Source organism: Bradyrhizobium sp. 62B, from assembly GCF_030272265.2.
GTDB lineage: Bacteria > Pseudomonadota > Alphaproteobacteria > Rhizobiales > Xanthobacteraceae > Bradyrhizobium.
In genome coordinates, this window is record NZ_CP092841.2 from 3,461,926 (window position 1) to 3,487,132 (window position 25,207).

Genomic DNA, 25,207 nt, shown 5'->3' on the forward strand with positions numbered 1-25,207 from the left:
GACTAAATTCGTCGTGTCCGTCGGAATGGCAGCCCCCCGCGCGCCCTATGCCTGCGATCCCGACCGCAGCCGCGGCCGGCTGGTCGTGGAGCCGCCGAGCCGGACCCGCAGCCCGTTCCGGCGGGATTGCGACCGGGTGATCCATTCCACCGCCTTCCGCCGCCTGAAGTACAAGACCCAGGTGTTCGTGTTCCACGAGGGCGATCACTACCGCACCCGCCTGACCCATTCGCTGGAGGTGGCGCAGATCGCCCGCGCGCTGGCCCGGCAGCTTGGCCTCGACGAGGACCTCACCGAAACCCTGGCGCTCGCCCACGATCTCGGTCATCCCCCGTTCGGCCATGCCGGCGAGCGGGCGCTGGACGCCTGCCTGAAGGAGTTCGGTGGCTTCGACCACAACGCCCAGACGCTGCGTGTCGTCGCCTCGCTCGAGCATCGCTATCCTGAGTTCGACGGGCTCAACCTGACCTGGGAGTCGCTGGAGGGCATCGTCAAGCACAACGGTCCGCTGACCGACCGCAGCGGCGCGCCGGTCGGACGCTATCGCGAGCACGGCATTCCCGTCGGCATCGCCGACTACATCAGGACCTACGATCTCGAATTGTGGAGCTTCGCCTCGCTGGAGGCGCAGGTCGCCGCCATTGCCGACGACATCGCCTATGACGCCCACGACATCGACGACGGCCTGCGCGCCGGCCTGTTCCATCTCGACGATCTCAAGGTGATGCCGCTCACGGCCGAGATCATCGCCGAGACTTCGGCGCATTACCCTGACCTCGAAGACCTCAGGCGCGGCGCCGAGCTGGTGCGCGAGCTGATCTCGCACCTGATCGGCGCGGTGTTCGCCGAGGCGCAGAAGAACCTCGCCGCGGTGAAGCCGCAATCGGCCCAGGACGTGCGCCAGCAGAGCCGGGCCCTGGTCGCGTTTCCGGCCGAGGTCGCCGAGGAAGAGGCCGCCATCAAGCGCTTCCTCTACCAGCACATGTACCGCCACAAGCGGGTGATGCGGGTGATGGGGGAGGCGGAGCAGATCCTGTTCGAGCTGTTCGCCAAATACCTGCAATCCCCCGGCGAGCTGCCGCCGGAATGGCTGCTCGGGGCGGAAGCGGACAACGAGGGCGACCGGGCTCGCCGGATCGGCAATTTCATTGCCGGAATGACCGACCGTTTCGCCCTGACCGAGCACCAACGGCTTTTTGACTCGACCCCGGATTTGCGTTAGGCGGCGGCCATGCCCCAGACATCCTCATCCCTGCATTTGTTTGCCGACGTGCTTGCACGCGTGCATGCCGCCTGCCGCACGCTTGCGGCGGAAGCCAACTGGCCCGAGGGCATCGATTTCGCGCGCGTGGTGGTCGAGCCGCCGCGCGATGCCTCCCATGGCGACATGGCGACCAACGCCGCAATGGTGCTGGCGAAAGAGGCGAAGGCAAAGCCGCGCGAACTCGCCGAGCAGATCGCCGAGCGGCTGCGGGCTGATGCGCTGATCGCCAAGGTCGACGTCGCCGGTCCGGGCTTCATCAATCTGACCTTGAAGCCGGCGGCTTGGGCCGAGGCGCTGCGGACGGTGCTGCGCGAGGCCGCCGATTACGGCCGCGTCCGTGGGGGCTCCAAGGTGAATGTGGAATACGTCTCGGCCAATCCGACCGGGCCGATGCATGTCGGCCATTGCCGCGGCGCCGTGTTCGGCGACGCGCTGGCCAGCCTGCTCCAGTTCGGTGGCCACGACGTCACGCGCGAATATTACATCAACGACGCCGGCGCCCAGGTCGACGTGCTCGCGCGCTCCGCGTTCCTGCGCTATCGCGAGGCGCTCGGCGAGGACATTGGTGCTATCCCGGAAGGGCTCTATCCCGGCGATTATCTGAAGCCGGTGGGACAAGTGCTTGCGAAGGAGCACGGCGACAAGCTCCTCGCAATGAGCGAAGCCGCGTGGCTGCCGACGGTGCGCGCCAAGGCGATCGCGATGATGATGGACGAGATCAAGGACGATCTCGCCGCGCTCAACATCCGCCACGACGTATTCTTCTCGGAGCGCTCGCTGATCGAGGGCGGCAACAACAAGGTTGCCGAGACCATCGATTTCCTGAAGGCCAAGGGCGACATCTACGAAGGGCGCCTGCCGCCGCCGAAGGGCGCACCGGTCGAGGACTGGGAAGATCGCGAACAGTTGCTGTTCAAGGCGACCGCTTATGGCGACGACGTCGATCGTCCGCTGATCAAGTCGGACAATTCCTACACCTACTTCGCCTCCGACATCGCCTACCACAAGAACAAGTTCGACCGTGGTTTTGCGGAGATGATCGACGTCTGGGGCGCCGACCATGGCGGCTACATCAAGCGCATGCAGGCGGCGGTGAAGGCGACGACGTCGGGCAAGGGCTCGCTCGACGTCAAGATCGTCCAGCTCGTGAAGCTGCTGCGCAATGGCGAGCCGGTCAAAATGTCCAAGCGGAGCGGGGACTTCGTCACCTTGCGTGAAGTGGTGGATGAAGTCGGCCAGGACGCCGTCCGCTTCATGATGCTCTATCGCAAGAACGACGCGGTGCTCGACTTCGACCTCGCCAAGGTCATGGAACAGTCGCGCGACAACCCCGTGTTCTACGTGCAGTACGGCCACGCCCGCGGCCACTCGATCTTCCGCAACGCGCGTGCCGAAGTGTTCCCGGAACTGGCGGAGGACGCGGACAAGCGGATCGCGTGGCTCAGTGAGTCGGCGGTAGAGCGGTTGTCAGACCCGGTCGAGCTTGAACTTCTCAAGCGCCTCGCAATATATCCTCGCATGCTCGAAGCCGCCGCCGCGGCCCACGAGCCGCACCGAATTGCCTTCTATCTCTATGATTTAGCCAGCGAATTTCATGCACTTTGGACGAAGGGGCGCGATTTGCCCTATTTACGCTTCATTATCAATAATGATGCAGATCTAACAAAGGCGCGGCTGGCCATGGTCCAGGGCGTCGTCTCGGTTCTGGCATCGGGCCTCGCCATCCTCGGCGTCCATGCTCCGAACGAGATGCGGTAGTTTGGGGCGAACTACTTAAGGGGAATTCGGGGGTAACCGGCAGAAGCCGGATCGCTTAGACTTGGTTGAAAGCCTTGTGGGTCGAAAGCCGTGCCTTGGTCGAGGGGCGCGCGGCTTTCCCGAAGGGACGCATCATCACGATGGCCGAACGATATCAGGATAGACCGTTTCCTTCCGATGACTATGGTCGCGGTGGCGATCAGCATGGCAGGACGGACAGCGATCCCTTGGCTGAGCTCGCCCGCCTGATCGGACAGACCGATCCTTTCGCCGCGCAGGCGCGGCCCGGCGCGCGCCCGCCCGCAGCGTCTCCGCCCGCACAGTCCTATCAGGACGACGACTATCGGCAGGACGATGATCAGCAGGACTATGCCGAGCCGGCCCAGCCGACTCCGCCCGGGCCACCGTCATGGATGCGTCGCGCCAATGTGCAGCCGCAGCCGGCACCCGCGCCGGAGCCTGATTATCCCGTCTCCGTGAACCCGGTCCATCCGTTGCATCGCTATTCCGCTCAGCCCGCCGCGCCGGAGCCTGACTTTCGTCAGCCGCAGGCGTATCAGGATCACGCCTATCAGGATCACGCCCATCAGGGGCAGGCTTACCAGCCGCAGGATCAGGCCTATCACCAGCAGGCCTATCAGGACCCGTACCAGCAGCAGCCCGATCCCGCGCGCTACGACGATGCGCTCTATGGCCGTCTTGAGGCCGGCGAACAGGACTATCAGCGCGAGCCCGCCTATCCCGACGATCCCTACGCCTATCAGAGCGACTATCCCGACGCCGAAGTCGAAGAGCCCCGGAAGCAGCGCGGCGGCATGATGACGGTCGCGGCGATCCTGGCGCTTGCCGTGGTCGGCACGGGTGCAGCCTTCGCCTACAAGACCTATGTCGGCTCGCCCCGCAGCGGTGAGCCGCCGATCATCAAGGCCGACAACACGCCGACCAAGATCGTGCCCGCGCCGACGGATTCGTCGGCCAAGGTGCCGGATCGCATGGTGACCGGCGATGGCACCGAGAAGATCGTGCCGCGCGAAGAGGCGCCGGTGGATGTCAACGCCAAGGCGGGCGGTCCCCGCGTGGTGTTCCCGCCGCTGAACCAGAATGCGAACCCGCCGTCGGTCGCGAGCGTGTCACCGTCGGCGGTGCCGCCGCCGGGCGCAAGCAACGGCACGCTGCCGAACAATTCGCCGCGCCCGATCAGGACGGTTGCCGTGAAGGGTGATCAGACCGATAACGCCACGCCGCAATCGGCCGCTGCCAAGCCCGCCGCTGCGCCGAAGCCTGTTGCTGCGCCCGTCGCACCGGCAGCCCCGCGCAATCCGCCGACCTCGGCCAATGCCAGCGCCAACCAGCCGATGTCGATGGCGCCGCAATCGACGCCGGCGGCCGAGCCGACGCAACGGATGGCTGCGACCGCCCCGACCCAGATTGCCCCCGCCAGCAGCGGCGGTGGCGGCTACATCGTGCAGGTCTCATCGCAGCAGAGCGAGGACAGCGCCGCCGCGTCGTACCGCGTGCTTCAGAGCAAGTATGGCAGCGTGCTCGGTTCCCGCTCGCCGGTGATCAAGCGCGTCGACCTGACCGACAAGGGCAAGGGCGTCGTCTACCGCGCCTTCGCGGGGCCCTATGCCTCGGCGGAGGAGGCGACGCACGCTTGCAACAGCCTGAAGTCCGCGGGCTTGTCCGCCTGCTTCGTCCAGAGGAATTAACGGCGGTTTCCTTGACCCCCTCGCGGGTCAGGGTTAATCGGCCGTTATGAGCACGCGGGCCTTCATTACCGGCGTTTCCGGAACGGAACTGACCGCCGTCGAGCGGGAGTTTATCCGCGACCAGCGCCCATGGGGCTTCATCCTCTTCAAGCGCAATGTCGCCTCGCCAGCTCAAGTCGCTGCATTGGTTGCGGAATTACGAAGCTCGGCAGGCGCCCCCGACGCGCCTGTGCTGATCGATCAGGAAGGCGGGCGAGTGCAGCGGCTCGGTCCGCCGCACTGGCCGGTCTATCCGCCGGGCGCTGTGTTCTCGACCCTGTACGACACTGATTCGGCGCTTGGGCTCACCGCGGCGCGCCTGTCGGCCCGTTTGATCGCCGCCGATCTCGCCGATCTCGGCATCACCGTGGACTGCCTGCCGCTGGCCGACGTGCCGGTGCCGGGCGCCGATGCCGTGATCGGGAACCGGGCCTACGGCACGGAGCCGGCCAAGGTTGCGGCGATCGCGCGCGCGGTCACCGAGGGGCTGGAGCAGGGCGGCGTGCTACCGGTTCTCAAGCACATTCCCGGCCATGGCCGCGCCACTGCGGACACCCATTTCAAACTGCCGACGGTCGATACGCCGCGGAACGAGCTGGAACGAACCGATTTCGCGGCATTCAAGCCGCTGTCCGACCTGCCGATGGCCATGACTGCACATGTTGTGTTTAGCGCGGTCGACCCCGCCCATCCGGCGACGACATCTGCGACAATGATTGCTGACGTGATTCGCGGCGCAATCGGGTTCCAGGGTTTGTTGATGAGTGATGACGTGTCGATGAACGCGCTGTCGGGAAATATCGCCGAACGGACCCGCGCCATCTTCGCGGCCGACTGCGACGTGGCCCTGCATTGCAACGGCAATATCGAGGAAATGCGCGCGGTGGCCGGTGAGACACCCGAGCTGTCGGGCCGGGCGCTGGAGCGGGCGAATGCCGCGCTCGCCGCCCGTAAGGCGCCGCAGCCGCTCGACCGCGCGGCCGCACGCGCGGAACTGGACGCACTGATCGCACGGGCAAACACGGCATCCGCATGACCGCAGAAATTCTATCCTTCGAGACCGGGCGGCCCGCAGAGCTTGCCGAGGGTGAGCCGGCGTTGGTGGTGGACGTCGAGGGCTATGAGGGCCCGCTCGACCTGCTGCTCGCGCTGGCGCGGCAGCAGAAGGTCGATCTCGCCAAGATCTCGATCCTGGCGTTGGCCGACCAATATCTCCACTTCATCGAAGCCGCCCGAAAGATCCGGCTCGAGCTTGCCGCCGACTATCTCGTGATGGCGGCGTGGCTCGCCTTCCTGAAGTCGCGCCTGTTGCTGCCGGAGCCGCCGAGCGCGGAAGGCCCGAGCGCCGAGCAGATGGCAACCGCGCTCGCCAACCGCCTGCGCCGGCTCGAAGCCATTCGCGAGGCCGCCAACCGCCTCATGAACAGGCCCCAATTGCAGCGCGACATCTTCGCGCGCGGCGAGCCCGAGCATATCGCCGAGATCAAGCATCCGAAATACACGGCGACGCTGTACGATCTGCTCACCGCCTATGCCTCGCAGCGCCAGTCGCGCGTGCTGGCCAGCGTGCATCTGGCCAAGCGCACGGTGTGGTCGCTCGCCGAGGCGCGCGCCACGCTGGAGCGGCTGGTCGGCAGCATCACCGAGCAGGATGACTGGGGCGTGCTCGACGACTTCCTGATCCGCCACGTCGCCGATCCCACGCAGCGCGCGACCGTGTTCGCCTCGAGCTTTGCCGCCGCGCTCGAACTGGTGCGCGAAGGTCAGCTGGAACTGAACCAGAAAGAGGCGTTTGCACCCATCTATTTCCGGAAGGGGCGCCCAAAACCGGTCCCGGACGCAGCTCCTGCGCCTGATGCGCCGGTCGGTTAAGTGCAAGAAGGAGAATCTGCCATGGCAAGCCTGGCTGAAGTGCGGGTAGAAGAGGCCGAGCCGATGGAGAACGAATCCCAGGCACGTCCCGAGGAATTGCGGCTGCTGGAAGCGCTGCTGTTCGCTTCGAGTGAACCGCTGGATGCGGCAACGCTGGCCAAGCGCATGCCCGAGGGCGTCGACGTCAAGGCGGCGCTCGAGCAGCTCCAGGCCGACTATTCCTTGCGCGGGGTGAATCTCGTCCGCGTCGCCAACAAATGGACCTTCCGCACCGCCGGCGATCTCGCCTGGCTGATGACGCGGGAGAGCACCGAGACCCGTCGCCTGTCGCGCGCGGCGATCGAGGTGCTGGCGATCATTGCCTATCACCAGCCGGTGACGCGCGCCGAGATCGAGGAGATCCGCGGCGTCGTCACCTCGAAGGGTACGCTCGACGTGCTCTTGGAGACGGGCTGGATCAAGCCGCGTGGCCGGCGCAAGACGCCGGGCCGCCCGTTGACCTTCGGAACCACCGAGGACTTCCTGTCGCAATTCACCCTGGAACAGCTCGGCGATCTGCCGGGCCTCGAGGAGCTCAAGGGCACGGGTCTGCTGGATTCGCGTCTGCCGACCGGATTCAGCGTGCCGACGCCGTCCGATGACCCGCAACTGCGCGAAGACGAGGATCCGCTGGAACCCGGCGAGGACCTCGATCTGGCGCTGGCGCCTGCGGTCGAGCCCGAGACTGCGGAAGCGGCCCCTGAAGGCGGCCATGAGGATCGCGGCGAGGGCGGCAGCGAGGACTGACGTACCGTCCGCCGAGAGCCCCTGCGACAGTTAACATTAGCAAGATTGCGTAGCGCCCACAGCGAATTGGCGCTGCCTTGGTCCTTGTTTTTGAGGCCTGCCAAGCCTAGGTTTCGGTGAAGATCGGCCGGGTCCCCGGCCATGCGTGTTTGGAGGGTTGCAGGATGGGTTCACTGAGCATTTGGCACTGGATCCTGGTGATCGCAGTGGTCCTGCTGCTGTTCGGCCGCGGCAAGATTTCGGATCTGATGGGCGACGTGGCGCAGGGCATCAAGGCGTTCAAGAAGGGCATGCAGGACGACGACAAGCCCGCCGAAAAGCCCGAGCCGGCCAAGTCGATCGAGCACAATGGTGCACCGACCGCGGCGCGGTCCGACGTCGGCAGCAAGGCCGTCTGAGCCGAAAGAAGCACGCGAGAGGCGGCTAGCCGCCCCGATCCTGCGCGCAAGGGATTGGGCCGGTTGCGGCGTCGCGTGAGTTGCGGCTTGGCGTGAACGGAAGACCTCATGTTCGACATCGGGTGGAGTGAACTGGTCCTTATCGGGGTCGTGGCCCTGATCGCCATCGGCCCGAAAGAGCTGCCGGGCGTGCTGCGCATGGTGGGGCAGTGGATGGGCAAGGCGCGCAAGATGGCCGCCGAATTCCAGGGCCAGTTCCAGGAAGCGATGCGCGAGGCCGAGATGGCCGACCTCAAGAAGAGTTTTGACGAGGTCAAGGAAGCCGCCACCGGCTTCAATCCGCTGACTTCGCTGCAGAAGGACGTCAGCGACGCGCTCCGCGTCGATGCGCTGGACAAGCCGGCGGAGACGCCGACCACCACGGCTGTCGAACCGCCGGCGACTTCAAGTGAAGCGCCTGTCACTCCCACCACTCCGGAAGCGCCGACGCCAGCGACCTTCATGGAAGCCGAGGCGCATGCGGCGGCGAACGAGCCGCTGGCCATCACCCGTGAGGTCGAGCAGGCCAAGGTTGCGCAGGACACCGCGCCATCCGAAGCGATCAAGGACGCCAAAGCGTCATGACCGACGCCGATATCGAGGCCAGCAAAGCCCCGCTGATGGACCATCTGATCGAGCTGCGCTCGCGGCTGATCAAGGCGCTGCTCGGCTTTGGCATCGCGTTCATCTTCTGCTTCTTCTTCGCCAAGCAGATCTTCAACGTGCTGGTATGGCCCTATGTCCTGGCCGTCGGCGATCCCGGAAACGCCAAGCTGATTTACACGGCGTTTCTGGAATATTTCCTGACCCAGCTGAAGCTGGCGATGTTTGGCGCGGCCTTCATCTCGTTCCCGATCGTGGCGGGGCAGATCTACATGTTCGTGGCGCCCGGGCTCTACAAGCACGAGAAGCAGGCTTTCCTGCCGTACCTGGTCGCGACGCCGTTCTTCTTCGTGCTGGGCGCGGCGCTGGTCTATTTCGTCGTGTTCCCGATGCTGGCGCGCTTCTCGCTGGGCATGCAGCAGCTCGGCAGCGACGAGACCGCAAAGATCGAGCTATTGCCGAAGGTCGGCGAATATCTGTCGCTGATGATGTCGCTGATCTTCGCCTTCGGCATTGCCTTCCAGCTTCCGGTGATCCTGACGCTGCTCGGGCGGATCGGCATCGTCACCTCGAAGATGCTGCGCGAGAAGCGGCGCTATTTCATCGTCATCGCCTTCGTCATCGCGGCCGTGCTGACGCCGCCCGACGTGATCAGCCAGTGCTCGCTCGCGATTCCGCTGATGGCGCTCTATGAGGGCTCGATCATCGCGGTAGCCATGGTGGAGAAGAAGGCGGCCGCTGCTGCGCAGTCCGGCACCGGCACCGACGTATCGACGCCGGCCAATCCGGCGGAGTAGGGCCCTTTTCGCTCTATCATCGCGCCGCTCAGCCCTTGATTCGTCATGCCCGGGCTTGACCCGGGCATCCACGACTTGATCTAAGGCGGCAGAGACGTGGATGGCCGGGATAAACCCGGCCATGACGGGAAGACAGCCATGCACGACATCAAATCGATCCGCGACAATCCGCAAGCCTTCGACGCCGGCCTCGCCCGGCGGGGTCTGAAGCCGCTGTCGGCCTCGCTGCTCGCGATCGACGAGACGCGGCGTGCGGCGATCTTGGCGTCCGAGCAGGCGCAGGCGCGGCGCAATGCGGCCTCCAAGGAAATCGGCGACGCCAAGAAAGCGAAGGACGAGGCGCGCGCGGCCAAGCTGATGGCCGAGGTCGCCGAGCTCAAGACCACGATGCCGCAGCTCGAAGCCGCAGCGAAAGTTGCCGACGAGGAGCTGAGCCGAGAGCTGTCCGCGATCCCGAACATCCCGCTCGACGAAGTGCCCGACGGCGTCGACGAGCACGGCAACGTGCAGCGCCATGTGTTCGGCAACAAGCGCAACTATAGCTTCGTGCCGAAGCTGCATGACGATCTCGGCACGGCGCTGGGCTATATGGATTTCGAGGCGGCGGCAAAACTCTCCGGCGCGCGCTTCGTCGTGCTGAAGAAGGCGCTGGCGCGTCTCGAGCGTGCGCTCGGCCAGTTCATGCTGAACCTGCACGTCGACGAGCACGGCTATACCGAGATCAATCCGCCGCTGCTGGTGCGCAACGAGATCATGTTCGGCACAGGGCAATTGCCGAAATTCGAGGACGACCAATTCTGGGCGATCAAGGGCGAGCTTCTCGTTGCGCCCGACCAGGAGCGGCTGAGGAATGAGCGCCTCGGCCTCATCCCGACCGCTGAAGTGTCGCTCACCAACCTCGCGCGCGAATCCATCCTCGACGAGAAGCAGCTTCCGATGCGGCTGACCGCGCTGACGCCGTGCTTCCGCGCGGAGGCCGGGGCTGCCGGGCGCGATACGCGCGGCATGATCCGCCAGCATCAGTTCACCAAGGTCGAGCTGGTCTCGATCACGACGCCGGAAGCGAGCAAGGACGAGCTGGAGCGGATGCTGTCCTGCGCCGAGCAGGTGCTGCAGAGGCTCGGTCTGCATTATCGCGTGATGACGCTTTGCGCAGGGGATATGGGATTCTCGTCGCAAAAAACCTATGACATCGAGGTTTGGATGCCGGGCCAGGGCGAGGGCGGAGCGTTCCGCGAGATCTCGAGCTGCTCGGTGTGCGGCGACTTCCAGGCGCGCCGCATGGATGCGCGCTCGCGCGGCCCCGACGGCAAGCCGCGCTTCGTGCACACGCTGAACGGCTCGGGCACGGCGCTCGGCCGCGCGTTGATCGCGGTGATGGAGACCTATCAGCAGGAGGACGGCTCGATCGCGGTCCCCGACGTGCTGCAGCCATACATGGGCGGGCTGAAGGCGATCGGGCGCGACTGAAGCGTTTTCGAGCGAAGTGGATACCGGCTCGCGTCAGGAAAACGCGTCAAGCAAGAATCGCGTTGCGAAGATCGGACGGCCGGTTATCCTGCCGGCCCCGCAACGCGAACCCACCGTTCATGGCCTTGCACCGCGACATCTTCTGGGTCGGCAGACAATGGGCGGTGACCGGTGCCGGCATTCAGGCCGTCGATCAGCGCCTGCGCGGCGTGCTCGATATCGACATCGCGCGGCTCTGGGACGACCGTCTCGTGCAGGCTCGGCGGGCCAAGCCCGGCGTGAATGCCGCTGATTTCGACAAGGCGCTGACGATGGCGCGTGAACGCTTTCCGCAGGCGCCGGAGTCGAATCCGCTGGTTGCGCAATTGGAGGCGCTTGGCGTGATCGAGGCCCCCGTCGTCAGTCCGGCCGTCCCGGCGATGCAGCTGCGCGCGGAGGGCCGGCTGGCGCGCTTCCTGCCGCAATGGCGCATCCGCCGCTGACTGGGCAGGGAACCTGCCGCCGGACCGCAATCGCCCGGTTTGCCTGATCGGCCCCAGCCGGATAAGACGGCTCAGACCCCGCTTTTCTGGAATCGACCCTTCGCATGCGCATCCTCTGCACCAATGACGACGGCATCCACGCCCCCGGCCTCAAGGTCGTGGAGGAGATCGCGCGAGCATTGTCCGACGACGTCTGGGTGGTGGCGCCCGAGCTCGACCAGTCCGGCGTGTCGCACTCGCTGTCGCTGAACGATCCGTTGCGCTTGCGCGAGGTTGGGCCCCGGCATTTTGCCGTGCGCGGCACGCCGACCGACTGCGTCATCATGGGCGCGCGCCATATCCTGGGGCCCAAGTTGCCCGACATCGTGCTGTCCGGGGTCAACAAGGGCCGCAACGTCGCCGAGGACGTGGTCTATTCCGGTACCATCGCCGGTGCGTTGGAGGGCACCATTCTGGGCCTGCCGTCGTTCGCGCTGTCGCAGGAGTTCAGCGTCGAGACCCGCGAGCGCCCGCCGTGGGACACCGCGCGCAAGTTCGGGCCCGACATCCTGCGCAAGGTGATTGCCGCGGGTATCCCGAAGGACACCGTCATCAACGTCAACTTCCCGTCCTGCGCGCCGGAGGATGTGCTCGGCATCCGCGTCACGCGCCAGGGCAAGCGCAATCTCGGATTCCTGCGGATCGACGAGCGCAGGGACGGCCGGGGCAATCCCTATTTCTGGATCGGCTTCGAGCGCGCCGCGATGATGGACACGCCGGCAGACGGTACCGATCTTGCCGCGCTACGCGAGCGCTATGTCTCGGTCACGCCGCTCAGGCTCGACCGCACCAACGAGGCGTTTTCGGAAGAGCTCAGCGCGACGCTGAAATAACGGCCATCCGGGCTATGAAATTTCCCTAGTCGCCGCGGAGCGCGGCTTCGATGGTCTTGCCGAGCGCGTCGAGCTGAAACGGCTTCTGCAGCGCCGGCCGGTCGCGGTACTGCTCGGGCAGGCCGGAGGAGCCGTAGCCCGTGGCGAAGATGAACGGGCAGCCCTTGGCCTTGATCACGTCGGCGACCGGCGAGATGACCTTGCCGTTGACGTTGACGTCGAGAATGGCGATGTCGAATTCGGTCACCTGGGCAAGCCGCATCGCCTCGTTGATGTCGCCGGCCTCGGCTGCGACCTTGTAGCCGAGCTCCTCGAGCATGTCCGCGACCATCATCCTGATCATCACCTCGTCCTCGACGAGGAATACAGAGCGGCCGGAAAGCCCTGTCGCGGTCATGGTTGAGTCCTTGCCCATTGCCAAAAACGTTCGCAGATAACACGAATTGACGCAATGCGCGTTTCGATCAATGGAGGCCTGAAAATGGTCATCGCAGCTCGTCCGTGGCAAGCCTATTTGTGGTCAAATGCCGCGCTCGAAGGCTATCATGAGTTCCTTGAGCAGGAACACGATTCTGGGGCCCGGGGCTTGATGTCCAACGGGCTCGCCTAGACAGCATAAGCAGGCAATGACCTCCTATCAGCACCCGCCGGAAAAGATGATGTTTCAGCTCACGCTGAGGCGTCGGGGCATCAGCGACCAGGCGGTGCTGCGAACCATGGAGGCGGTGCCGCGCGAGCAATTCGTCGACGAGGTCGATCGCGAGGCCGCTTACCGCGACAGTGCGCTGCCGATCGCCTGTGGGCAGACCATCAGCCAGCCCTTCGTCGTGGCCTACATGACCGAGCAGCTGCAGCTCCAGAAGCAGCACCGTGTGCTGGAGATCGGGGCCGGTTCCGGCTATCAGGCGGCCGTGCTGTCGCGGCTCGCCGGCCAGGTCCTGACGGTCGAGCGCTATCGCAAGCTTGCGGACACGGCACGCGCCAGGCTTGAAAAACTCGGCTGCCACAATGTCGAGGTGATGCTTGGGGACGGTCTCAATCTGCCGCCCAATATCGGCCCGTTCGACCGCATCATCGTCACTGCGGCGATGGAGCAGATTCCGGAGAATCTGGTCGAGCGGCTGGAGGTTGGCGGCATCCTGATCGCGCCGGTCGGCCCGCATCAGGGCGTGCAGACCCTGGTCCGCCTGACCCGCAGCGCAGCCGGTATCGAGCGCAAGGAACTCGTCGAGGTCCGCTTCGTGCCGGCGCTCCCCGGGGTGGCGCGGGAGCTGTAGAATTCCGGATCGGCTGTGCCGCCAACATCTTATTGGGAGGGTTAAGCCGTTATTTACTCGGCGCGTGTTTACTTAAAACACCAGTTCTGTTGCGTACGAGTGAGTAACCATGTCCGCTGTCGCCGAGTTGCTTTACTCGCGCCGCGTGCCGCAGGTCGCGGTGCTGGCGCTGATTTCCTTCAGCTTCGCAGGGTGCAGCGCCGACATGTCGTCGCGGCTGTCCCAGTCGAACTTCTCCAATCCCTTCGCGTCGGACCAGACCGGCTCGGTGCAGCAAGCGCCGCCGCCGCAGCCCCGTGAGCTGCCGCAATATGCGCGGCCGCAGACCCAGTCCGGCTATTATCAGTCGCAGCCCTTGCCGCCGCCGGCGGTGTCCGCGCCGCAATCCTATCCCGTTGCCGCAGGTGGAGGGGTGTCCGGAGGCGGGCGCGGTGTCAGCTCCTACGCGCCGCCGGCGCAGCCGCATCTGGAGACCACGGCCACAGTGCCGCCGCGCTCCGTTGCGGCCGCTCAGCCGACTGGCGGGACCAAGATCATCGTCGGGACCAGCGACACGCTCGACGTGCTCGCCAAGCGCTATCACGTCACGCCGCAGGCGATCCTTGCCGCCAACGGCTACAAGGGCCCGCGCGCGCTTTCGCCCGGCCAGCAGCTGATCATTCCGCATCCGGCCACGGCCGCTGCGCCGGCGATGGCCCCGGTCGCGGCAGCTCCCGCGATGGCGCCTGCTGCGAAGCCGGTTGCCGCCATGGCGGCGCCTTCAAGCACCCACTTCGTCAATCATGGCGACACCCTCGCCAGCATTGCCCGCAAGAACCATATCTCGTCGGCCGAGCTTGCCCGCGCCAACGGTCTTGATCCGTCGGCCAAGCTCAAGCTCGGCACCAGGCTGAATGTGCCGGGCGCAAAGACCGCTGCCCTCGCGGCGCCGGTGGCCGCAGCTCCGGTCGCACATGCTCCGGTGGCTGGCACGCTGCAGCCCGTTGCTGCCGCTTCCGCGCCCGTCACGAAGATGGCCGCAGCCGGCGCACCCGTGCAGAGCGCGCGCCTCGCCCAGGCCACCACCACGATCGAAGAAAAGCCCGCCGAGGCCCCGGCGAAGGCTGCGGAGACCACCAGCGCGCTGCCGACCTTCCGCTGGCCGGTGCGCGGCAAGGTGGTCACGAGCTACGGCGCCAAGACCAACGGCAAGTCCAATGACGGCATTAATCTCGCGGTGCCCGAGGGGACGCCCGTCAAGGCGGCCGAAGATGGCGTCGTTGCCTATTCCGGCAACGAGCTGAAAGGTTACGGCAATCTGGTCCTGGTTCGGCACTCCAACGGCTACGTCACCGCATATGCCCATGCGAGTGAGCTGATGGTGAAGCGCGGCGATACCATCAAGCGCGGTCAGGTCATTGCCAAGTCGGGTCAATCCGGGGAGGTGGCGTCGCCGCAGCTCCACTTCGAGATCCGCAAGGGATCGAGCCCGGTTGACCCGCTTCAATTCCTGAACGGGGCGTGAGGCGCCGCCAAATTGTCGCTCGTAAATAGATCGCCCGCGAAAGCGGGCGATCTCGTTTTGGGTCGACGGCTTCCGCTAGTTCGTCTTCAGTTTGACACCTAGCCGGCCCGCCAGTTCCTGCACGAACTGCCAGGCGACGCGGCCCGAGCGGGAGCCGCGGGTGGTCGACCATTCCAGCGCCTCGCGCTCCAGCGCCTCGTCGCCGGCCTCAACGCCGAAATGGCTGCAATAGCCGCGCACCATGGCGAGGTATTCGTCCTGGCTGCAGCGGTGGAAGCCGAGCCAGAGGCCGAAGCGATCGGACAGCGACACCTTCTCCTCGACGGCTTCGCCGGGATTGATCGCGGTCGAGCGCTCGTTCTCGATCATGTCGCGCGCCAGCAGATGGCGGCGGTTCGAGGTGGCATAGAGGATGACGTTCTCGGGCCGGCCCTCGATGCCCCCTTCAAGCACGGCCTTGAGCGATTTGTAGGACGCGTCGTTGCCGTCGAAGGAGAGGTCGTCGATGAACACGATGAAGCGGAAGCTGGCGTCGCGGAGCTTCTCCATCAGCATCGGCAGCGTCTCGATGTCCTCGCGGTGGATCTCGATCAGCTTCAGCCTGTCGGCCGGCTTGCGCTCCACGTTGATGCTGGCATGCGCGGCCTTCACCAGCGACGATTTGCCCATGCCGCGTGCGCCCCAGAGCAGGGCGTTGTTGGCGGGCAGGCCACCAGCGAAACGCTCGGTGTTCTCCATCAGGATGTCGCGCATCCGGTCGATGCCCTTGAGCAGGAACAGCTCGACGCGGCTGACCCGCGGCACGGCCGCAAGGCGGCCGTCTGGGTGCCAGACATAGGCGTCCGCGCGTTCGAACGACTCACGCGCGGCGGCCGGCTTGGCCTGGGCTGCGAGGTGCGCCGCAATGGTCTCCAGCGCGCGGACGATGCGCTCCTGGGAGAGGTCCGGGGCTGCCTTCGCGGCCCCCTCGGGAGTCCCCTTGGGGCGTTTTGCCGCGACGCGGGCGGGCTTGCGGGCAGGGGTACGGGGGCCTTTGCCGGCCGGGCTTTTGGTTGGTTTTTGGGGCATGTCCGAAGTTCCTGAGAACGCAGCCTTATCGGGCCTGAGGGGCCGCCGCAAGGTGGCCAAATCGCCGGTCTGGCAGCGTTGCAATTGGGGCAATGGCCGCTATAGTCCGCGCGAATTTGACCGAGCCGGTCGCCTTTGAGGGCCTGACCGGCTTTCCCCCGTTCTCACGAGGATCGTCCGAATGCTGATTACCCCTGCGTATGCCCAGGCCGCGGGCGCCGGTGACACCAACAGCATGTTGATGTCGCTGCTGCCGTTCGCCCTGATCTTCGTGATCATGTACTTCCTGATTCTGCGTCCGCAGCAGAAGAAGGTCCGCGACCACGCCGACCTCGTGAAGAACATCCGCCGCGGCGACACCGTCGTGACCTCCGGCGGCCTCGTCGGCAAGGTCACCAAGGTCGTCGACGACGACCAGATCGAGTTCGAGATTTCCGACGGCGTGCGGGTGCGCCAGATGCGCCAGATGATCTCCGGGGTGCGCGCCAAGGGCGAGCCGGCGAAGGAATCCAAGGATAGCAAAGAAGCCGCCAAGGACGACGCTTCGTCGAAGTGAGCGCTTCCGCGAGCATCTCAAGTCTCCTGATCTGACAGGTCCAGTCGATGTTGTATTTCACGCGGTGGAGGGCGCTCGGGATTATCCTGACGGCGCTGATCGTGTGCCTCTGCGCGATCCCGAACTTCTTCCCCGAGGCCCAGGTCAAGACCTGGCCGGCCTGGGCGCAGCGGCGCCTCGTGCTCGGCCTCGACCTCCAGGGCGGCTCCTATCTGCTGCTCGAGGTCGATTCCAACTACGTGAAGAAGGAGCGGCTCGATCAGGTCCGCGACGACGTTCGCCGGGCGCTGCGTGATGCCAAGATCGGCTTCACTGGCGGCGTGGTCGTGCGCAACGACGCGGCCGAGGTTCGCATCACCAAGGAAACCGACGTCCAGGCTGCGCTCGCAAAGCTGCGCGAATTGTCTCAGCCGCTGGGCGGCCTGATGGGATCCAGCGGCCAACGCGACCTCGAGGTCAGCGATGCCGGCGGCGGGGTGATCCGTCTGACCGTCCCGCAGGCCGCAATGCTCGATCGTCTGCGCAAGACCATCGAGCAGTCGATCCAGATCGTCGAACGCCGCGTCAACGAGCTCGGCACCGTCGAGCCCGTGATCCAGCGCCAGGGCAACGACCGCATCCTGGTGCAGGTCCCCGGCCTGCAGGATCCGACTCGCCTGAAGAAGCTGCTCGGCGAGACAGCGAAGATGGAATTCCGCATGGTCGACACGACCGTGTCGCCGGACCAGGCGCAAGCGGGCAGGTTGCCGCCGGAATCCGAGCTGCTGATGAGCGCGTCGCCGCCACCGACGCCCTATGTGGTCAAGAAGCAGGTCCTGGTCGCCGGCGGCGACTTGATCGACGCCCAGGCGACCTTCGACCAGCGTACGAGCGAACCGGTCGTCAGCTTCAAGTTCAATACCTCGGGCGCGCGCAAATTCTCGCAGGCCACGCAAGAGAATGTCGGGCTGCCCTTCGCGATCGTGCTCGACAACAAGGTGATCTCCGCGCCCCGGATCAACGAGCCGATCACCGGCGGTCAGGGGCAGATCTCGGGCAGCTTCACGGTCCAGTCCGCCAACGATCTCGCGATCCTGATGCGCGCCGGCGCGCTGCCGGCCCCGCTCACGGTGGTCGAGGAGCGCACCGTCGGTCCGGGCCTCGGCCAGGACTCGATCGAGAAGGGCGAGCTGGCGGCTTACGTCGGCTCGATTCTCGTCGTCGTCTTCATGCTGCTGACCTACCGGCTGTTCGGCGTGTTCGCCAACATCGCGGTGGCCATCAACGTCGCCATGATCTTCGGCCTGCTGTCGCTGCTCAACGCCACGCTGACGCTGCCCGGCATCGCCGGCATCGTGCTCACGGTCGGCATCGCGGTGGACTCCAACGTGCTGATCTACGAGCGTATCCGTGAGGAGCTGCGCGGCGGCCGCAACGCGATTTCGGCGATCGACGCCGGCTTCAAGCGGGCGCTGGCGACCATCCTCGATTCCAACATCACGACCTTCATTGCCGCCGCGGTGCTGTTCTACATCGGCACCGGCCCGGTGCGCGGCTTCGCGGTGACGCTGGGCATCGGCATCATCACCACGGTGTTCACCGCTTTCACCATGACCCGGCTCATCGTCGCCGGGTGGGTGAGGTGGAAGCGGCCGCAGAGCGTGCCGATCTAGGAGCTAAGACCGTGACACACTACGTTCTCATCGGGCTTGGCATCCTGATTGCCGTCCTCACCGTGGTCGCCGCGCTCGGCGTGCTGCCGTCGCTGCGTATCGTCCCTGACGACACGCATTTCGATTTCACGCGCTTCCGCCGCATCAGCTTCCCGATCTCGGCGGCGCTCTCGATCGTCGCGATCACGCTGTTCTTCACCCACGGGCTGAACCTCGGCATCGACTTCAAGGGCGGCACGCTGCTGGAGGTGAGGGCCAAGTCCGGCGCCGCCGACATCGCGGCGATGCGCACGACGCTGGACGGCTTGCGCCTTGGCGAAATCCAGCTGCAGCAGTTTGGCGGCCCCGAGAACGTCTTGATCCGCGTCGCCGAACAGCCCGGCGGCGACAAGGCGCAGCAGGATGCCGTGCAGAAGGTGCGCACCGCCCTCGGCGATTCCATCGAATACCGCCGCGTCGAGGTGCTCGGTCCGCGCGTGGCCGGAGAGCTCTTGGCCTACGGCATGCTCGGCCTGATGCTCGCGATCATCGCGATCCTGGTCTATCTCTGGTTCCGGTTCGAATGGCAGTTCGCGCTGGGCGCCATGATCGCCAACGTGCACGACATCGTGCTGACGATCGGCTTCATGTCGATCAGCCAGGTTGATTTCGACCTGACCAGCATCGCCGCGCTTCTGACCATTCTGGGCTATTCGCTCAACGACACCGTCGTCATCTACGACCGTATCCGTGAAATGCTGCGCCGCTACAAGAAGATGCCGATGCCGCAGCTGCTCAACGAATCCATCAACTCGACGCTGTCGCGTTCGATCATCACCCATTTCACGGTGACGCTGGCGCTGCTGGCGCTGCTGTTGTTCGGCGGGCACGCCATCCACAGCTTCACCGCGGTGATGATGTTCGGCGTGGTGCTGGTCGGTACCTACACCTCGATCTTCATCGCCGCCCCGATCCTGATCTATCTCGGCGTCGGCGAGCATCGCGAGGATGCGAAGGACGAGGCTCCGCCGGCGAAGAAAAGCAAGGCGTGATCCGAACCGCATGTCCCCGCACGAGTTGGCGAGGGCAATAGGCTCATTCGGACGAAGCACATGGCCGGCGATCCCAACGCACCGCATTTCCCGCGCTCGGCGCCGATCGAGGCTTATGGCAAGGGCGGCTTCGCCTTTGCCGGCATGTCGCACCGGGGCTCGCTGCTGTGCCTGCCCGACGCGATCTGGGCCTGGGACGTGACGGACCCCGCGAAGATCGACCGCTATTCGCTGGACCGGGTGTTCGCGGCCGCCAACGGCATCGACACGCTCCTGATCGGCACCGGCACCGGGCTTTGGCTGCCGCCGCCGGAGCTGCGCCAGGCGCTAAAGGCGCAGAGGGTGGTGCTGGACACGATGCAGACCGGGCCTGCCGTGCGCACCTACAACATCATGATCGGCGAACGGCGGCGGGTCGCGGCTGCGCTGATCGCGGTGCCATGAACAGCACATGAGCAGCACCGCGCCATCGCCCGATTCCGTCACTTTCTGCGCCGATCTCGTGCGTAGTCATGATTTCCCGCGCTATGCCGCGACGCTGTTCGCGCCCGCCGCCGAACGCCGCGCGCTGCTCGCGCTCTACGCCTTCAATGTCGAGATCGTCCGCGTCCGCGACCAGGTCAGCCAGCCCTTGCCCGGCGAGATCCGCTTTCAATGGTGGACCGATCTGTTCTCGGGCATGGTCCACGGCAGCGCCGAGGGCAACCCGGTGGCAGCGGAGCTGCTGCGTGCGATCCGTGATTTCAACTTGGCGGTCGAGGCGCTGTCGCTGCTCGTCGACGAGCACCAGTTCGACCTCTACAACGACCCGATGCCGACGCTGACCGCGTTGGAGGGCTATCTGGCCGCGACCTCATCGGCGTTGTTTGGTCTGGCGGCGCGGATTCTGGCGCCACCGTCCGAGGTCGTCGAACATCTGGCGCGTCATGCCGGTCTGGCGCAGGGCATTGTGCAAATCATCGCGAACCTGCCGCGCGATGCCTCGCGCCGGCAGCTGTTCCTGCCGCAGCAGGTGCTGGCGAGCCATGACTGCCAGATGGAAGACGTGTTCGCCGGCAAGGAGACGCCGGCCTTGCGGGCCGTGCTGGAGCAACTCGCGGGCGAAGCGCAGCGGCATCTGACAACCGCCTTGTCGCTGCTAACCGACGTGCCGGCCGCGGTGCGTCCTGCATTTCTGCCGCTGAGCCAGGTCGGGGCCGATCTCAGGCGCCTGTCGCAGCCCGGCCGCAATCCGTTCGCGGTGCAGCCGACGTCACGGCTCCGTACGCTCTGGACATTGTGGCGGGCTTCACGTTCCCGGGAATTTACCAAATAGCGGCTGGCTTATCGCCGCGAACCACGGGATGCTCTATGCTGTCCCATGGCTGAGTTGTCCCAAACCACATCGCCTGACCGGAGCGGTTTTCCGGTTGCCCCGAGCGACGTTCATGCCGCCGCCGACACCATCCGCGGCGCCGTCGTCGAGACACCCTGCAGCTACAGCCGCACGCTGAGCAGCATCTGCGGCTGCGAGATCTGGCTCAAATTCGAGAACCTTCAGTTCACCTCGTCGTTCAAGGAGCGCGGTGCGCTCAACCGCCTCACTGCACTGACGGCCGAGGAGCGCGCGCGCGGCGTCATCGCGATGTCCGCTGGCAATCACGCGCAGGGCGTTGCCTATCACGCCAAGCGGCTCGGCATTCCCGCCACCATCGTCATGCCGGTCGGCACGCCCATGGTGAAGGTCGAGAACACGAGGCACCACGGCGCGGAGGTGGTCGTCACCGGCGCGACGCTGGAGGAGGCGGCCGCGTTCGCGCGTAGCCACGGCGAAGCCAGAAGCATGGTCTTCGTCCACCCCTACGACGATCCGCTGGTGATCGCGGGGCAGGGCACCGTCGGGCTGGAAATGATGAGAGCGGTGCCGGAGCTCGATACGCTGGTGGTCCCGATCGGCGGCGGCGGGCTGATCAGCGGCATCGCCATCGCCGCGAAATCGATCAAGCCGTCGCTGCGAATCCTCGGCGTCGAGGCCTGGCTCTATCCCTCGATGTACAACGCCATCCATGACGGCAATCTGCCGGCGCGCGGCGATACGCTCGCCGAAGGCATCGCGGTGAAATCGCCCGGCAAGATCACCACCGAGATCGTCCGCCGTCTCGTCGACGACATCGCGCTCGTCAACGAAGCCGAGCTCGAGCGCGCGGTGGCGACGCTGATCTCGATCGAGAAAACGGTGGTCGAGGGCGCCGGCGCCGCCGGCCTCGCCGCGCTGATGTCCGATCCCACCCGCTTTGCCGGCCAGAAGGTCGGCCTCGTCCTGAGCGGCGGCAATATCGATACGCGGCTGATCGCATCCGTCCTGACGCGCGAGCTCGCGCGGGAGGGCCGGCTGACCCAGCTCTCGCTCGATATCCCTGACAGGCCTGGGCAACTGGCCGCCGTGGCCGCGCTGCTGGCCGAAGCCGGCGCCAACATCATCGAGGTCTCGCACCAGCGGACGTTCTCCGACCTGCCGGCCAAGGCGACGCTGCTGCAGCTCGTCATCGAGACCCGCGACGCCGCCCATCTCGACGAGGTCATGGCCAGGCTCAGCGCATCCGGACTGAGCGCGCGCTGCACGTGAAGCGGCACGCTGAACCGCGAGCGTTACTCCGGAAGGCTTGCAACGCGCAGGGCATCGCCAAGCGAGGAGGCGAGCGCCGGTGCGCAGTTGACGCCCTGAAATTGATGGCCGTAGCGGAACGTCGGATGTAGTTCCAGCACCCGCGCGGCTGCGGCCTTCGCCTCCTGCAGTCGTCCAAGCTTTGCCAGCGCCGCGGCCAATTGCACATAGGTGATGCTGTGGCGAGGATTGGCCTGAACCGAGCGGTAAGCGGCGCGGCAAGCCTCCTCATATCGGCCGCGATGGAAGTGCCCGAGAGCCTGGGCGTCGAATGCGGCGAAAGCCCAGGGATCGAACGGGCTGAGCCGCAGGCCTTGTTCGCTCCATTCAATGGCGCGGTCGGATTCTCCGCCCCAGCCGAGCACGACGCTGCCGAGGATGTAGGTCAGCGCCGATGATGGGCTGATGGCGAGCGCAGCCTCGAACGCGGTGAATGCTGCGGAGCGATCGTGCCCGTCCATGCCGATCGAAAAACCCGCCAGCGTGAGGGCAAGCGCATCATCCTGGCCGTGGGCGATGGCCGAGCGCGCGTGGCGTATCGAGGCCTCGCGATTGGACTCATGCAAACCGGCTCGAAGAAACAGGCAATGTTGGCACATCGCCGCATTGCCGTGCGCGAGCGCGTACGCAGGTTCGAGCGCGATCGCACGTTCGAGCAGCACGAGTGCCTGAGTCACCTGGGCCGGCATGCCGGAATCGACGTCCGGCTGGGCGCGCAGGACCAGATCATAGGCGTCAAGGCTGTCCGGCCGCTTGCGCTTGACCCTGTTGATCTCGGCGCGCCGCAGACTGGGAGCTATGGCGCCGACGGTAGATAATGCGATGTCATCCTGAAGGGCGAAGACGTCCTCGGACCGCCGGTCAAATCGCTCGGCCCATACGTGCATTCCAGTCGACGCGTCGACCAACTGGCCGGTGATGCGGACCATTGTGCCTGTCTTGCGGACGCTGCCTTCCAGCACGTACCGTACGCCAAGCTCGCGGCCGACCTGCTTCACGTCCACCGCGCGGCCCTTGTAGGGGAATGTGGAATTCCGCGCGATCACGAACAGCCAGTTGATGCGTGAGAGTCCTGTGATGATGTCATCGACCATCCCGTCGGCAAAATAGTCCTGGTCGGCATCGCCGCTCAGGTTCGTGAAGGGCAACACTGCGATCGACGGCCTGTCGGGCAAAGTCAGCAATGGCGCTTGCGGTGTTGCAGTTGCGCGGTCCGGATCGGACGTCGTCACGGCCGGACCGACGTAGCGATAGCCGCGGCGCGGCAGCGTTTCGATCCAATGCGCCTCGCCGGAGATGTCCGCCAGCATGCGTCGCACCGCCGCGATCTGGACGGTGAGATTGCTGTCCTCGATGGCCTGGGCGGGCCAGGCCGCTTCGATCAAGGCATCTTTCGAAACCGGCACACCAGCCTGCCGGACGAGGAGGGCCAGAAGCAGTACGGCGCGCTGGCCGAGTCCGGTCGGCTCAGCACCGTGGAACAGGATCCCCGCCTCGCCATCAAGCCGAAAGGGACCAAATTCAAGGATCGCGGCCATCGTCGAAGAAGGGCACATTTCGCAGGTTTTTTGCAACGTTTTCCGAACGGCTTCACCACTTTCCGGCTGCACCGGACCACTATCGCGTAGTTGTCAGGAGCATTGCAACAATCGATGGAGGGGTACATGACCGCAAAACACGTCATCCGTAGGCCCGGCAAAACCGAGGGGGTCATGCTGCGCGGCCATCCAATGGCCTTCTTGGTGACCGGCGAGGACACGAGGCACACGAGCATGTTCGACTGGACAATTCCGGCAGGATTCGCCACCGGCCAGCACGTTCATCGTGTGCAGGAAGAGACCTTCTACATGTTAGAGGGTGAGTGTGAATGGCACGTCGAGGATGAGGTTGTCCGGGCGACCCCAGGGACCTTTCTCTTCATTCCTCCCGGCGTTCCGCACAACATCACCAACACGAGCAATAAGCCCGCGCGCGTGCTCATGACCGTATCGCCGCCGGGCCACGAGCACTACTTCGAGGAACTGGCCAAATTGACGGCGAGTGGACCGCCGGATGCAAAAGCGATCAGCGAGCTGCGCGCCCGCTTCGATACCGACCAACTCTCGGCTTTGACGACAAGAGGTTGAGGTCTGGACGGCGCGATGGTGAACCGACTTCACGGTCGGCTGCGGGCGCGCTCGCACCTTTTTGCTACCGGGACGCCAAACCCGCCAGATGCGCGATCAGCCGGTCGACCTCGGATTCCGTGTTGTAATAATGCGGTGAGGCCCGCACCACATGCGGCAACGCGCGAAGTTCGGCATCGATGCGCGTGCTCGCCGGATCTGAAGCGCCGATCGTGATGCCGGCCGTGGCGGCACTGGCGACAATCGCGTCTGCCTCGTGCCCGTCCATCGTGAAGCTGACGATGGCGCCCGGCGTGCGGCCGAGGTCGCGGATGGTGACGCCGGGAAGGGCGGCGAGGCCGCCGCGAAGACGACCGGCTAGCAGGCGGCAGCGCTTCTCGATCGGGGCGATGCCGATATCGAGGGCGTAGTCGACGGCCGCGCCAAGCCCAAGCCGGGCCGCGTAGTTGTTCTCCCAGGTCTCGAAACGGCGGGCATCGTCCCGCAGTTGATAGGCGTCTCGCGAGACCCATGGCGCCGCAAAGTGGTCGATCATCGGCGGCTCCAGCCGTTGCAGCAGCGCGCGGCGAACGTAGAGAAAGCCCGTGCCGCGCGGGCCGCGCAGGAATTTGCGTCCCGTGGCCGATAGCATGTCACAGCCGATGGCCTCGACGTCGACCTCCATCTGGCCGACGGCCTGGCAGGCGTCGAGCAGGTAGGGAACGCCGTGCGCCCGCGCGATCTTGCCGATCGCCGCCGCCGGATTGACCAGGCCGCCATTGGTCGGAACCCAGGTGATCGCAATCAGCTTCACCCGATCGTCGATCATCCGTTCGAGCGCGCCGATGTCGAGCTCGCCGCTGGTATCGCTCGGCACCACGTCGATGACCGCGCCGGTGCGCTTGGCGACCTGGAGGAAGGCGACATAGTTGGCGGCGTATTCCGCCTCGGCGGTCAGGATCCGGTCGCCCTTGCGAAACGGAAGTGAATAGAACGCCATCTGCCAGGCAACGGTGGCGTTCTCCACCAGCGCGATCTCGTCCGGCGCGGCATTGAGCAGGCGCGCCACCGAGCCGTAGACCGCGTCGAGCCGTTCGGCCTCGCGATCGGCCGCCGCGTAGCCTCCGATCTCGCTTTCGAGATCGATGTGTTCTTTCATCGCCGCGACAATCGGCGTCGGCATCAGGCCAGCGCCCGCGTTGTGAAGATAGGCGAGCCGGCTGGTAGCTGGCGTGTCGGCACGAATTCGGTCGAGGTCAATCACGTCAGGATCTCCGCCTC

At 65.6% G+C, this 25,207-nt stretch carries 26 protein-coding genes; 22 read left to right on the forward strand and 4 right to left on the reverse strand.

Translation table 11 applies throughout. The features are described 5' to 3' along the window. Positions 1 to 13: 13 nt before the first annotated feature. The 12 genes from ML401_RS16190 (at position 14) to surE (ending at position 12,089) form a co-directional block, all read left to right on the forward strand. The gene (locus ML401_RS16190) at positions 14 to 1,222 is read left to right on the forward strand and encodes a deoxyguanosinetriphosphate triphosphohydrolase (RefSeq protein WP_285812448.1); all 1,209 of its coding nucleotides are present in this window, start codon (positions 14 to 16) and stop codon (positions 1,220 to 1,222) included. A 9-nt stretch (positions 1,223 to 1,231) separates the two neighbouring features. Next, positions 1,232 to 3,022 (forward strand): arginine--tRNA ligase, encoded by a 1,791-nt coding sequence (gene argS / locus ML401_RS16195; protein ID WP_285812449.1) that lies wholly within the window; start codon positions 1,232 to 1,234, stop codon positions 3,020 to 3,022. Positions 3,023 to 3,162: 140 nt separating this feature from the next. Then, on the forward strand, positions 3,163 to 4,731 hold the full coding sequence (locus ML401_RS16200; RefSeq protein WP_285812450.1) for an SPOR domain-containing protein: 1,569 nt from the start codon (positions 3,163 to 3,165) through the stop codon (positions 4,729 to 4,731). Positions 4,732 to 4,777: 46 nt separating this feature from the next. Continuing rightward, a complete protein-coding gene (gene nagZ / locus ML401_RS16205) occupies positions 4,778 to 5,806 on the forward strand; it encodes a beta-N-acetylhexosaminidase (protein ID WP_285812451.1) in 1,029 nt (342 codons plus the stop codon). Beyond that, positions 5,803 to 6,642, forward strand: a complete 840-nt coding sequence (locus ML401_RS16210) for a ScpA family protein (protein WP_194407977.1) — start codon at positions 5,803 to 5,805, stop codon at positions 6,640 to 6,642. Before nagZ ends, ML401_RS16210 begins: the two co-directional genes overlap by 4 nt. A 21-nt stretch (positions 6,643 to 6,663) precedes the next feature. Continuing rightward, on the forward strand, positions 6,664 to 7,428 hold the full coding sequence (scpB, locus tag ML401_RS16215; RefSeq protein WP_285812452.1) for an SMC-Scp complex subunit ScpB: 765 nt from the start codon (positions 6,664 to 6,666) through the stop codon (positions 7,426 to 7,428). A gap of 164 nt (positions 7,429 to 7,592) precedes the next feature. Then, positions 7,593 to 7,826 carry a twin-arginine translocase TatA/TatE family subunit gene (locus ML401_RS16220; RefSeq protein WP_018317874.1) on the forward strand — a complete coding sequence of 78 codons (234 nt, stop codon included), beginning with the start codon at positions 7,593 to 7,595 and terminating at the stop codon, positions 7,824 to 7,826. Between the two features lie 108 nt (positions 7,827 to 7,934). Next, complete coding sequence (tatB, locus tag ML401_RS16225; RefSeq protein ID WP_211416904.1) at positions 7,935 to 8,450, forward strand: Sec-independent protein translocase protein TatB; 516 nt, start codon at positions 7,935 to 7,937, stop codon at positions 8,448 to 8,450. Then, entirely contained in the window at positions 8,447 to 9,265 is an 819-nt protein-coding gene (gene tatC / locus ML401_RS16230) for a twin-arginine translocase subunit TatC (RefSeq protein ID WP_211416905.1), read from the forward strand. Before tatB ends, tatC begins: the two co-directional genes overlap by 4 nt. Positions 9,266 to 9,403: 138 nt before the next feature. Then, positions 9,404 to 10,735 carry a serine--tRNA ligase gene (gene serS, locus ML401_RS16235; RefSeq protein ID WP_259208436.1) on the forward strand — a complete coding sequence of 444 codons (1,332 nt, stop codon included), beginning with the start codon at positions 9,404 to 9,406 and terminating at the stop codon, positions 10,733 to 10,735. 119 nt (positions 10,736 to 10,854) lie between these two features. Then, complete coding sequence (locus tag ML401_RS16240; protein ID WP_211416907.1) at positions 10,855 to 11,217, forward strand: hypothetical protein; 363 nt, start codon at positions 10,855 to 10,857, stop codon at positions 11,215 to 11,217. 104 nt (positions 11,218 to 11,321) lie between these two features. Continuing rightward, the gene (gene surE / locus ML401_RS16245) at positions 11,322 to 12,089 is read left to right on the forward strand and encodes a 5'/3'-nucleotidase SurE (RefSeq protein WP_285812453.1); all 768 of its coding nucleotides are present in this window, start codon (positions 11,322 to 11,324) and stop codon (positions 12,087 to 12,089) included. Positions 12,090 to 12,114: 25 nt separating this feature from the next. On the opposite strand, the gene ML401_RS16250 is transcribed toward surE, so the two are convergent. After that, positions 12,115 to 12,486, reverse strand: a complete 372-nt coding sequence (locus tag ML401_RS16250; protein ID WP_285812454.1) for a response regulator — start codon at positions 12,484 to 12,486, stop codon at positions 12,115 to 12,117. A gap of 54 nt (positions 12,487 to 12,540) precedes the next feature. On the opposite strand from ML401_RS16250, the gene ML401_RS16255 reads away from it, so the two are divergent. The 3 genes from ML401_RS16255 to ML401_RS16265 all read left to right on the forward strand — a co-directional run bounded on the left by ML401_RS16255 (position 12,541) and on the right by ML401_RS16265 (position 14,870). Continuing rightward, the gene (locus ML401_RS16255; protein WP_259208458.1) at positions 12,541 to 12,699 is read left to right on the forward strand and encodes a hypothetical protein; all 159 of its coding nucleotides are present in this window, start codon (positions 12,541 to 12,543) and stop codon (positions 12,697 to 12,699) included. A gap of 16 nt (positions 12,700 to 12,715) precedes the next feature. Next, a complete protein-coding gene (locus tag ML401_RS16260; protein WP_259208506.1) occupies positions 12,716 to 13,366 on the forward strand; it encodes a protein-L-isoaspartate(D-aspartate) O-methyltransferase in 651 nt (216 codons plus the stop codon). A 109-nt stretch (positions 13,367 to 13,475) separates the two neighbouring features. After that, the gene (locus tag ML401_RS16265; protein WP_285812455.1) at positions 13,476 to 14,870 is read left to right on the forward strand and encodes a LysM peptidoglycan-binding domain-containing M23 family metallopeptidase; all 1,395 of its coding nucleotides are present in this window, start codon (positions 13,476 to 13,478) and stop codon (positions 14,868 to 14,870) included. Between the two features lie 75 nt (positions 14,871 to 14,945). Here the strand turns inward: ML401_RS16265 and ML401_RS16270 are convergent, their stop codons facing one another. Next, positions 14,946 to 15,938 carry an ATP-binding protein gene (locus ML401_RS16270; RefSeq protein ID WP_259208512.1) on the reverse strand — a complete coding sequence of 331 codons (993 nt, stop codon included), beginning with the start codon at positions 15,936 to 15,938 and terminating at the stop codon, positions 14,946 to 14,948. A 181-nt stretch (positions 15,939 to 16,119) separates the two neighbouring features. Between ML401_RS16270 and yajC the strand changes: the two genes are divergently transcribed. From yajC to ML401_RS16300, 6 genes are read left to right on the forward strand one after another with little or no spacing between them, the layout of a single operon-like run. Further along, on the forward strand, positions 16,120 to 16,494 hold the full coding sequence (yajC, locus tag ML401_RS16275) for a preprotein translocase subunit YajC (RefSeq protein WP_194407988.1): 375 nt from the start codon (positions 16,120 to 16,122) through the stop codon (positions 16,492 to 16,494). A gap of 47 nt (positions 16,495 to 16,541) precedes the next feature. Continuing rightward, positions 16,542 to 18,146: a protein translocase subunit SecD gene (secD, locus tag ML401_RS16280; protein WP_194407989.1), complete on the forward strand. Its 1,605-nt coding sequence runs from the start codon at positions 16,542 to 16,544 to the stop codon at positions 18,144 to 18,146. Between the two features lie 11 nt (positions 18,147 to 18,157). Continuing rightward, on the forward strand, positions 18,158 to 19,177 hold the full coding sequence (gene secF, locus ML401_RS16285; RefSeq protein WP_211416911.1) for a protein translocase subunit SecF: 1,020 nt from the start codon (positions 18,158 to 18,160) through the stop codon (positions 19,175 to 19,177). Between the two features lie 60 nt (positions 19,178 to 19,237). Next, positions 19,238 to 19,621, forward strand: coding sequence for an Mth938-like domain-containing protein (locus ML401_RS16290; RefSeq protein ID WP_212068576.1), 384 nt, complete (start codon positions 19,238 to 19,240; stop codon positions 19,619 to 19,621). A gap of 7 nt (positions 19,622 to 19,628) precedes the next feature. Continuing rightward, positions 19,629 to 20,492 (forward strand): phytoene/squalene synthase family protein, encoded by an 864-nt coding sequence (locus ML401_RS16295; RefSeq protein WP_285812456.1) that lies wholly within the window; start codon positions 19,629 to 19,631, stop codon positions 20,490 to 20,492. Between the two features lie 45 nt (positions 20,493 to 20,537). Continuing rightward, on the forward strand, positions 20,538 to 21,782 hold the full coding sequence (locus ML401_RS16300) for a threonine ammonia-lyase (RefSeq protein WP_194407993.1): 1,245 nt from the start codon (positions 20,538 to 20,540) through the stop codon (positions 21,780 to 21,782). A 23-nt stretch (positions 21,783 to 21,805) separates the two neighbouring features. Here ML401_RS16300 and ML401_RS16305 read toward each other — a convergent pair whose 3' ends face one another. Beyond that, positions 21,806 to 23,359, reverse strand: coding sequence for a winged helix-turn-helix domain-containing protein (locus tag ML401_RS16305; RefSeq protein ID WP_211417489.1), 1,554 nt, complete (start codon positions 23,357 to 23,359; stop codon positions 21,806 to 21,808). A gap of 126 nt (positions 23,360 to 23,485) precedes the next feature. On the opposite strand from ML401_RS16305, the gene ML401_RS16310 reads away from it, so the two are divergent. Next, the gene (locus ML401_RS16310) at positions 23,486 to 23,947 is read left to right on the forward strand and encodes a cupin domain-containing protein (RefSeq protein ID WP_285812457.1); all 462 of its coding nucleotides are present in this window, start codon (positions 23,486 to 23,488) and stop codon (positions 23,945 to 23,947) included. A gap of 64 nt (positions 23,948 to 24,011) precedes the next feature. Here ML401_RS16310 and ML401_RS16315 read toward each other — a convergent pair whose 3' ends face one another. After that, positions 24,012 to 25,190: an aminotransferase class V-fold PLP-dependent enzyme gene (locus ML401_RS16315; RefSeq protein WP_285812458.1), complete on the reverse strand. Its 1,179-nt coding sequence runs from the start codon at positions 25,188 to 25,190 to the stop codon at positions 24,012 to 24,014. Between the last annotated feature and the right edge of the window lie 17 nt (positions 25,191 to 25,207).

What these genes read in the sequence shown, in the direction of transcription:
- argS (WP_285812449.1), top strand. Translation starts at nt 1,232, where the DNA reads ATGCCCCAGACATCCTCATCCCTGCATTTGTTTGCCGACGTGCTTGCA.
- ML401_RS16200 (WP_285812450.1), top strand. Translation starts at nt 3,163, where the DNA reads ATGGCCGAACGATATCAGGATAGACCGTTTCCTTCCGATGACTATGGT.
- nagZ (WP_285812451.1), top strand. Translation starts at nt 4,778, where the DNA reads ATGAGCACGCGGGCCTTCATTACCGGCGTTTCCGGAACGGAACTGACC.
- ML401_RS16210 (WP_194407977.1), top strand. Translation starts at nt 5,803, where the DNA reads ATGACCGCAGAAATTCTATCCTTCGAGACCGGGCGGCCCGCAGAGCTT.
- scpB (WP_285812452.1), top strand. Translation starts at nt 6,664, where the DNA reads ATGGCAAGCCTGGCTGAAGTGCGGGTAGAAGAGGCCGAGCCGATGGAG.
- ML401_RS16220 (WP_018317874.1), top strand. Translation starts at nt 7,593, where the DNA reads ATGGGTTCACTGAGCATTTGGCACTGGATCCTGGTGATCGCAGTGGTC.
- tatB (WP_211416904.1), top strand. Translation starts at nt 7,935, where the DNA reads ATGTTCGACATCGGGTGGAGTGAACTGGTCCTTATCGGGGTCGTGGCC.
- tatC (WP_211416905.1), top strand. Translation starts at nt 8,447, where the DNA reads ATGACCGACGCCGATATCGAGGCCAGCAAAGCCCCGCTGATGGACCAT.
- serS (WP_259208436.1), top strand. Translation starts at nt 9,404, where the DNA reads ATGCACGACATCAAATCGATCCGCGACAATCCGCAAGCCTTCGACGCC.
- ML401_RS16240 (WP_211416907.1), top strand. Translation starts at nt 10,855, where the DNA reads ATGGCCTTGCACCGCGACATCTTCTGGGTCGGCAGACAATGGGCGGTG.
- surE (WP_285812453.1), top strand. Translation starts at nt 11,322, where the DNA reads ATGCGCATCCTCTGCACCAATGACGACGGCATCCACGCCCCCGGCCTC.
- ML401_RS16250 (WP_285812454.1), bottom strand. Translation starts at nt 12,486, where the DNA reads ATGACCGCGACAGGGCTTTCCGGCCGCTCTGTATTCCTCGTCGAGGAC.
- ML401_RS16255 (WP_259208458.1), top strand. Translation starts at nt 12,541, where the DNA reads ATGCGCGTTTCGATCAATGGAGGCCTGAAAATGGTCATCGCAGCTCGT.
- ML401_RS16260 (WP_259208506.1), top strand. Translation starts at nt 12,716, where the DNA reads ATGACCTCCTATCAGCACCCGCCGGAAAAGATGATGTTTCAGCTCACG.
- ML401_RS16265 (WP_285812455.1), top strand. Translation starts at nt 13,476, where the DNA reads ATGTCCGCTGTCGCCGAGTTGCTTTACTCGCGCCGCGTGCCGCAGGTC.
- ML401_RS16270 (WP_259208512.1), bottom strand. Translation starts at nt 15,938, where the DNA reads ATGCCCCAAAAACCAACCAAAAGCCCGGCCGGCAAAGGCCCCCGTACC.
- yajC (WP_194407988.1), top strand. Translation starts at nt 16,120, where the DNA reads ATGCTGATTACCCCTGCGTATGCCCAGGCCGCGGGCGCCGGTGACACC.
- secD (WP_194407989.1), top strand. Translation starts at nt 16,542, where the DNA reads ATGTTGTATTTCACGCGGTGGAGGGCGCTCGGGATTATCCTGACGGCG.
- ML401_RS16290 (WP_212068576.1), top strand. Translation starts at nt 19,238, where the DNA reads ATGGCCGGCGATCCCAACGCACCGCATTTCCCGCGCTCGGCGCCGATC.
- ML401_RS16295 (WP_285812456.1), top strand. Translation starts at nt 19,629, where the DNA reads ATGAGCAGCACCGCGCCATCGCCCGATTCCGTCACTTTCTGCGCCGAT.
- ML401_RS16300 (WP_194407993.1), top strand. Translation starts at nt 20,538, where the DNA reads ATGGCTGAGTTGTCCCAAACCACATCGCCTGACCGGAGCGGTTTTCCG.
- ML401_RS16305 (WP_211417489.1), bottom strand. Translation starts at nt 23,359, where the DNA reads ATGGCCGCGATCCTTGAATTTGGTCCCTTTCGGCTTGATGGCGAGGCG.
- ML401_RS16310 (WP_285812457.1), top strand. Translation starts at nt 23,486, where the DNA reads ATGACCGCAAAACACGTCATCCGTAGGCCCGGCAAAACCGAGGGGGTC.